The organism is Commensalibacter oyaizuii (genome assembly GCF_029953265.1).
Lineage (GTDB): Bacteria > Pseudomonadota > Alphaproteobacteria > Acetobacterales > Acetobacteraceae > Commensalibacter > Commensalibacter oyaizuii.
Genome location: NZ_JASBAO010000001.1, coordinates 1,260,132 through 1,267,500 on the forward strand (window position 1 = coordinate 1,260,132; position 7,369 = coordinate 1,267,500).

Here is a 7,369-nt window from a genome sequence, read left to right on the forward strand (position 1 = left end):
ATTCCTTTTGATATATATTAAGCAGAATATAAACAACGGGATTGATTAACAGCTTTATGCCATTTTCCCATGTTGATATTTTGTTTATCTTGCCCTGGTTTAGGCTCAAATAAATCATAAGCTCTGTTTAATTTATCCAAGCCCGCTTGGGTCCAAACTTCTTTGGTTAGACCTGCCATATACGCAACACCCAAAGCCGATAATTCAGGTCTTTCAGCCCTAAATACTGAACAACCCAATATTTGCGCCTGCAACTGCATCAGTCCATCATGACTTGTTGGTCCACCATCTACGAAAAGCTGATGAATGTCACCTACGTTACGACGAATGGCATTGACCACATCTGCGACTTGATAAACGACACTTTCAATTGTAGCTCTAGCCAAAGTCTGCCTGCTGGTTCCAAGGGTTAAATTGGTAATCAAACCAACAGCCTTTTCATCCCACCAAGGAGCACCAAGCCCCCCAAAACCAGGAATCAAGGCTACATCATCACTTTGACCCGCCATACCCAGTTCAACCAGATCAGTCACAGAAATATCTAATATACCTGCCATCCATCGTAATGTTGCGCCTAAAGAGCGGATATTACCTTCTGCTGCATATGCAATATTATCCCCAGTCTTCCAACCAATCGTTAAGCATAGACCTGAATGAAGTTCATCGTCTTTACGGATTAACCCCATAATCGAGGACCCCGTGCCATAAGTTGCCTTAACTTGCCCAATATTAAACGCTTGGTGACCAAATAATGCAGAGTGACTGTCACCCATTACTGCTCCGACAGGAATTCTTAATGGCCCCAAAGACTGTTTAATCTCTTTAGGAAAAGGTCCGTTCGACGCTATAATCTTAGGTAAACATAATTTTGGCACATTAAACAAAGCCAATAAATCACTATCCCAATCACAATGATGAACATTCATCATCTGGGTTCGTGATGCATTTCCTGCTTCAATCAGATGTTCACCATAAATTTGAAATAATAACCAAGAATCAATTGTTCCAAGGCATAACTCGCCATTAAGGGTGCGTTTACGATCTTTATCATAATGATCAAGGAGCCATTTTGCCTTTGACGCAGAAAACATTGGGTCCAACGGCAATCCTGTTAATTGCTTGACCTGTTGCTTGACCGCTTCATCATCACATTCGGAAGGCAAATCGATTTGACGTTGATCTTGCCAAGAAATCAATGGATGCAAAGGCTTACCTGTTTGACGGTCCCATAACAATAAGGACTCCCTTTGCGTGCTAAGACCAGCAACAATAATATCTGTCGCCAAATAACTATCAAATAGCTTGGCAAGCGTTTTCGTAACGGCCTTGCCAACACTTTCCCAAATTTCGTTGGCATCTTGCTCTACGTGACCTGCATAAGGATGTGTTTCACTAATTTCGACCTTAGCACAGGCAATAATTTTACCTTTATAATCGACAATGACACACTTTGTGGAGCTACTGCCTTGATCGATGGCCAGAACCAATGGGTCACCCATAATGTTACCTCACTAATTCATAAGCTGACTTGACAATATTTTCGACACTAAGCCCAAAATGATCCAATAAAAAAGAGGCGGAACCTGTGGGTGCAAAATGTGATACTCCCAAAATTCGCATTTTAGTTGGATGATGCTCTACTACCACTTCTGCAACTGCCGCACCTAATCCCCCTGTTGTAATGGCTTCTTCCATTGTTACAATACCACGTGTTTCGCTGGCAGCAGCAAGTATGGCCTCTTTATCAAGTGGATTAATCGTATGAATATTCAAAACTCGCGTCGAAATACCTTGCTCTTCAAGTATGGATGAGGCCTCTAATGCACGAGACACTAAAATACCTGTTGTAATTAATGTGACATCTTTCCCTTTTTTTAGCACCAATGCCTTGCCCACTTCAAAAGGCGAATGTTCTGGTGTAGTTTTAGGAATTTTAAAACGATTCACACGCATATAAACTGGTTTATTTGCCTTGGCCGCCCACAGAATAGCATCCTTGGTTTGCTTAGGATCAGCAGGGCTAAGCAATGTAATGTCTGTTAGTGCTCTTATCCAAGAAAAATCTTCAATTGAATGATGGGTTGGCCCCAATTCTCCGTACGATACTCCTGGACTTTGCGCACATAAGATAACTGGATACATATTATAAGCGACATCAGCCTTAACCTGTTCCAAAGCACGACCACTTAAAAATGGTCCAGCGCAACTAACAAATGGAATAAAACCGCTATTGGCTAATCCTGCTGCAACCCCGATCATATTTTGTTCAGCAATACCAACGTTGATTAAACGATCTGGAAATTCTTTTTTAAAATCGTTTAGGTTAGAAGAACCAACAGAATCATTACAAACAACGACAATACGTTCGTTTTGACGTGCCAATTCTATCAAAGTTTCAGCAAAGATTTTCCGACAATCAAATGTTTCTTGTTGAAGTGAAGATGTCATGAGTGGGTTAACTCCTTAATAGCTTGAACATTTTGCTCAGCGGAAGGAACCTTGTGATGCCATTCCACTCTATTTTCAATAAAGGAAACCCCTTTTCCTTTAATTGTATTGGCAATGATGACTTTTGGTTTTCCTGTAAACGGTGCGTCCATAACCTCCAATAACTCTTGAAAATTATGACCATCAAGTTCATACGCATCCCACCCAAAAGAGCGCCATTTATCTGGCAAAGGGTCAAGAGCATTTGTATCTTCGGTGCCTGCACCTTGTTGCAAACGATTACGATCAACAATAGCCATCAGATTTTCAAGTTTACGATGTCCCGCATACATAGCAGCCTCCCAATTAGAGCCTTCTTGCAGTTCCCCATCACCCAATACAACAAAAGTTCTGCATGTTTTTTTCGCCAGTTTGGCACCTGTCGCACAGCCAACACCAATTGGTAGTCCATGCCCTAATGGACCTGTATTGGCTTCAATACCAGCAAGTTTACGACGATTGGGATGTCCCCCTAAAAAGGATAATGGCTGCATAAACTCACCAAGTTGTTCATGCTTAAAATAGCCTGCTTTGGCCATTACGGAATATAAAGCTGCCGAACAATGCCCCTTTGACAAAATGAATCTGTCTCTATCAGCCCAATGTGGTTCTTGTGACTTATAATTCATCACGCCAAAAAATAAAGAAACTAAAATATCCGTGACAGAAAAATCCCCCCCAATATGCCCCATTTTTGCCGCCGCTATAGTATTCACAATATCAATACGAATTTCAGCAGCAATTTGACTTAATTTCAGCAGGCGATCTTTGTCATTCTTACCCAAAACCCCTTGCATACCAGTCATCTAATCACCTTCCAATAACCAATCAATTTTAATATATGAATATTTATTCACTAAATGATATTTTATTCATATGTAAATATGATGTTCTTTTAATGAATTGGTCAAGAAAATATCTAATATGTAACGATTTTGTGAATTTATGGCATAATCTACTTCATACATAGACAAGCTATCTTTAGTAAAAAAACAAGCTAAGCTTGCCAATTTACAAAAGCCTTTTTGTACAAATCAAAAACACTTTAAAAATCGCTATATAAGTTAATTAATGATTATTTACGTTGTATGATCAACCACTATGTTAACTAAACAAAAGATCAAACATTAAGGATTATCCTGATTAGTAGCAGTCTGTAATTTTTAACAGATTAAAGAAGTGCCATTTATTAGCATTCCACTCTTTAAATCGTTTACCAAAATATTCTATACAACATTTGACTGTAGATTAAATTTATAAATGGCATTAAAGTTTTGTACTAATTTAATATAAAACCGTCCTATACCTTTAATAACGTATTTATAATCAAATCTAGAACTAGGAGGCCTGATGGGGTAATGGTATTCTCTGACACTATGAATAGTTTATTTTAACTTAAAAGCGCACATGACAACCACAGACGAATTAAGATTTATTGCCAGAGTAGCCCGAATGTACTACCTCGACAATATGAAACAACCTGATATTTCTAAACAATTGTACATTTCACAGGCAACAGTATCACGTTTGTTAAAAAAAGCGGTGGCAAAAAATATTGTACAAATTTCAATTAACGAACCAGAAAATACGTTTTTAGAACTGGAAGAACAAATTAAAGAATATTTTAATTTATCAGGGGTTATTATTGCTGCTTGTGAACAAGATCAAGAAGATCAGATTATTTTACGTATAGGACAGGCCGCAGCCCAGTTTTTTTCCACAACAATGCAACAAAATGAAGTTATTGGTATTTCATCTTGGAGTGAATCTTTACTCAGTATGGTTAATCATTTACACCATAATTTCAAAGTATCAGCAAGAAAAATTATTCAAATTCAAGGGGGGATTGGCAGCCCGACAGCAAAAAAACATGCCTCTATATTGAGTTCAACGCTTGCTAAAATTACTCGCGCGGAACTAGTCTTACTACCAGCACAAGGGATTTTTGGCTCAACAAAAGCTAGAACGATTTTAATGAATGATCCTTACGTCAAAGCTACACTGTCTCAATTCAAAGAAATCACTATGGCACTCGTTGGTATTGGCCCTATTTCACTAACTAAATTGCTCGCTGACAGTGGCAACATCCTAACCGAAGCAGAAATGACAACAATTACACAAAAACAAGCCGTCGGTGATATTTGCTTGCATTTTTATGACAATAAAGGAACTCCTTTAAAAACCGCTATCGATCAACGAGTTATTGGAATTACACTAGAACAGCTTAAAAAAATCCCTAGGGTCATCGGCGTTGCTGGGGGGAAAAATAAAACTGATGCTATCCTTGGTGCACTATACGGACGTTTAGTCAATGTTTTAGTTACCGACCAATATACAGCAATGCGTATCATTCGAAGAATTACACCTAAAATACAATTATAATTTAAGTTATCGAAGAGCATAAAGTTTTATTTTTTAGGAATGCAATAATTAATTATCTAACTATACGTTTAGACATATAACATTTTAACATACAGTTTAGTGGTTTCGGCTTCTGGTCTTCGAGCTAAGCAATTTAAGAATTTTTATAAAACTTGATTATTTTTTATGAGGGCCAATTCCCACTTTTTTGACACATGCTTTATAATGGGAGCGGGGAGAGGATTTGAACCTCTGACCTTCAGGTTATGAGCCTGACGAGCTACCGGGCTGCTCCACCCCGCATTGGGTGTATATGCCTGAGTGATTTGGGTTCATAAGTTTTCCCAATGGCATATAGGTAACTGAGTTATTTTTTAGATGGTGAGCTCAGTTATATTATAGATCTGAATTGCGCTAAATTGTTAATGAAGGCTTATTCAGATGGTTAATTTTTTTAATCATTAATGGAATAATTATTAATGAAGATTGATATTTATAATCCGTGAGTGGATGCTGGTTAATTGATGGTGATTAACGTGTTGGATTATAGTGTAATTTTTAAATGGGTATATTAGAAGACCTGGCGGCGACCTACTTTCCCATGCCTTAAGACATAGTATCATGGGCGCTGGGGGTTTTCACGGCCGAGTTCGGGATGGGATCGGGTGGTTCACTCCCCGCCATTGCCACCAGGTCATCTAATATACCCTTTTGTTTATTGGTATTGTGAGTTTATGGTTGGTTAATTTGATTGGATAGTTTTATAAGAGTGACTGATATGAGTGTATGTGTGTTTAGTAGAGTAAGTGCAAGGGCGATTAGTATCAGTTAGCTGCACATGTTTCCATGCTTTCACACCTGACCTATTAACGTGATGGTCTATCACGGCCCGTAATGAGACCTGGTTTTGAGGGGGGTTTCCCGCTTAGATGCTTTCAGCGGTTATCCTTTCCATACTTAGCTACCCGGCGGTGCTGCTGGCGCAACAACCGGTACACCAGAGGTATGTTCACCCCGGTCCTCTCGTACTAGGGGCAAATCCTCTCAAGTCTCGACATCCACGGCAGATAGGGACCGAACTGTCTCACGACGTTCTAAACCCAGCTCACGTACCACTTTAATCGGCGAACAGCCGAACCCTTGGGACCTGCTCCAGCCCCAGGATGTGATGAGCCGACATCGAGGTGCCAAACCTCCCCGTCGATGTGGACTCTTGGGGGAGATCAGCCTGTTATCCCTAGAGTACCTTTTATCCGTTGAGCGATGGCCCTTCCACGTGGAACCACCGGATCACTATGGCCGACTTTCGTCTCTGCTCGAGCTGTCACTCTCGCAGTCAGGCGGGCTTATGCCATTGCACTCAACAGCCGATGTCCGACCGGCTTGAGCCCACCATCGCGCGCCTCCGTTACTTTTTGGGAGGCGACCGCCCCAGTCAAACTGCCCACCATGCAGGGTCCCAATCCAGGCTTACTGGATATGGTTAGACATCAAAAAAACTCAGGGTGGTATTTCAAGGATGGCTCCACAAAGACTGGCGCCTTTGCTTCAAAGCCTCCCACCTATCCTACACAGCGTTTTCCTGATGCCACTACAAAGTTGCAGTAAAGGTTCATAGGGTCTTTCCGTCTGACCGCGGATACCCCGCATCTTCACGGGGAATTCAATTTCGCTGAGCCGATGCTGGAGACAGCGGGGAAGTCGTTACGCCATTCGTGCAGGTCGGAACTTACCCGACAAGGAATTTCGCTACCTTAGGACCGTTATAGTTACGGCCGCCGTTTACCGGGGCTTCAATTCAGTGCTTGCACACCTCCTCTTAACCTTCCGGCACCGGGCAGGCGTCAGACCCTATACGTCGTCTTTCGACTTTGCAGAGCCCTGTGTTTTTACTAAACAGTCGCTACCCCCTGCTCTGTGCCACCTGATCATGGTTGCCCACGACCCGGTCTTGCTTATCCCGAAGTTACGCAAGTAATTTGCCTAGTTCCTTCAGCATCGTTCTCTCAAGCGCCTTGGTATTCTCTACCAGTCCACCTGTGTCGGTTTCGGGTACGGTCTATATGCTAGAGCTATTTCCTGGAATACTCCAAAAGCCAGATCAATCCGATAAGATCTGACAACATATTGTATTCGTCACTTCTAGCAGGTTCAGGAATATTAACCTGATTTCCATCGACTACGGCTTTCGCCCTCGCCTTAGGGGCCGACTAACCCTGCGTGGATTAACCTGGCGCAGGAACCCTTGGACTTTCGGCGACAGTGTTTCTCGCACTGTTTGTCGCTACTCATGTCAGCATTCGCACTTCTGATATCTCCAAAGAGGGTCACCCCGTCTTCTTCACAGACTTACAGAACGCTCCGCTACCGCGCATAATAAATTATGCACCCACAGCTTCGGCAGATAACTTTAGCCCCGTTACATCTTCGGCGCAGGGTTTCTTATTTAGACCAGTGAGCTATTACGCTTTCTTTAAAGGATGGCTGCTTCTAAGCCAACCTCCTGGTTGTTTTGGAATCC

At 41.6% G+C, this 7,369-nt stretch carries 4 protein-coding genes, 1 tRNA gene and 2 rRNA genes (1 of these 7 running past the window's edge); 1 reads left to right on the forward strand and 6 read right to left on the reverse strand.

Annotation, left to right across the window (positions count from 1 at the left end; translation table 11 throughout):
- Positions 1-17 precede the first annotated feature (17 nt).
- The 3 genes from QJV27_RS05545 to QJV27_RS05555 are packed head-to-tail and all read right to left on the reverse strand — an operon-like array spanning position 18 to position 3,293.
- Positions 18-1,499 carry an FGGY-family carbohydrate kinase gene (locus tag QJV27_RS05545; protein ID WP_281447961.1) on the reverse strand — a complete coding sequence of 494 codons (1,482 nt, stop codon included), beginning with the start codon at positions 1,497-1,499 and terminating at the stop codon, positions 18-20.
- 4 nt (positions 1,500-1,503) lie between these two features.
- Positions 1,504-2,448 carry a transketolase family protein gene (locus QJV27_RS05550; protein WP_281447962.1) on the reverse strand — a complete coding sequence of 315 codons (945 nt, stop codon included), beginning with the start codon at positions 2,446-2,448 and terminating at the stop codon, positions 1,504-1,506.
- Entirely contained in the window at positions 2,445-3,293 is an 849-nt protein-coding gene (locus QJV27_RS05555; protein WP_281447963.1) for a transketolase, read from the reverse strand. The genes QJV27_RS05550 and QJV27_RS05555 overlap by 4 nt, the downstream gene beginning before the upstream one ends.
- A gap of 601 nt (positions 3,294-3,894) precedes the next feature.
- On the opposite strand from QJV27_RS05555, the gene QJV27_RS05560 reads away from it, so the two are divergent.
- Positions 3,895-4,869 (forward strand): sugar-binding transcriptional regulator, encoded by a 975-nt coding sequence (locus QJV27_RS05560; RefSeq protein WP_281447964.1) that lies wholly within the window; start codon positions 3,895-3,897, stop codon positions 4,867-4,869.
- A 205-nt stretch (positions 4,870-5,074) separates the two neighbouring features.
- Here the strand turns inward: QJV27_RS05560 and QJV27_RS05565 are convergent.
- From QJV27_RS05565 to QJV27_RS05575, 3 genes are all read right to left on the reverse strand, one after another.
- Positions 5,075-5,151: transfer RNA gene (locus QJV27_RS05565), tRNA-Met, on the reverse strand.
- Between the two features lie 275 nt (positions 5,152-5,426).
- Positions 5,427-5,542, reverse strand: a 5S ribosomal RNA gene (gene rrf, locus QJV27_RS05570).
- A 105-nt stretch (positions 5,543-5,647) separates the two neighbouring features.
- Positions 5,648-7,369 (reverse strand): 23S ribosomal RNA (locus tag QJV27_RS05575) (it continues 1,016 nt past the right edge of the window).

Coding starts and splice junctions, on each gene's coding strand:
- QJV27_RS05545 (WP_281447961.1), bottom strand. CDS start 1,499: ATGGGTGACCCATTGGTTCTGGCCATCGATCAAGGCAGTAGCTCCACA.
- QJV27_RS05550 (WP_281447962.1), bottom strand. CDS start 2,448: ATGACATCTTCACTTCAACAAGAAACATTTGATTGTCGGAAAATCTTT.
- QJV27_RS05555 (WP_281447963.1), bottom strand. CDS start 3,293: ATGACTGGTATGCAAGGGGTTTTGGGTAAGAATGACAAAGATCGCCTG.
- QJV27_RS05560 (WP_281447964.1), top strand. CDS start 3,895: ATGACAACCACAGACGAATTAAGATTTATTGCCAGAGTAGCCCGAATG.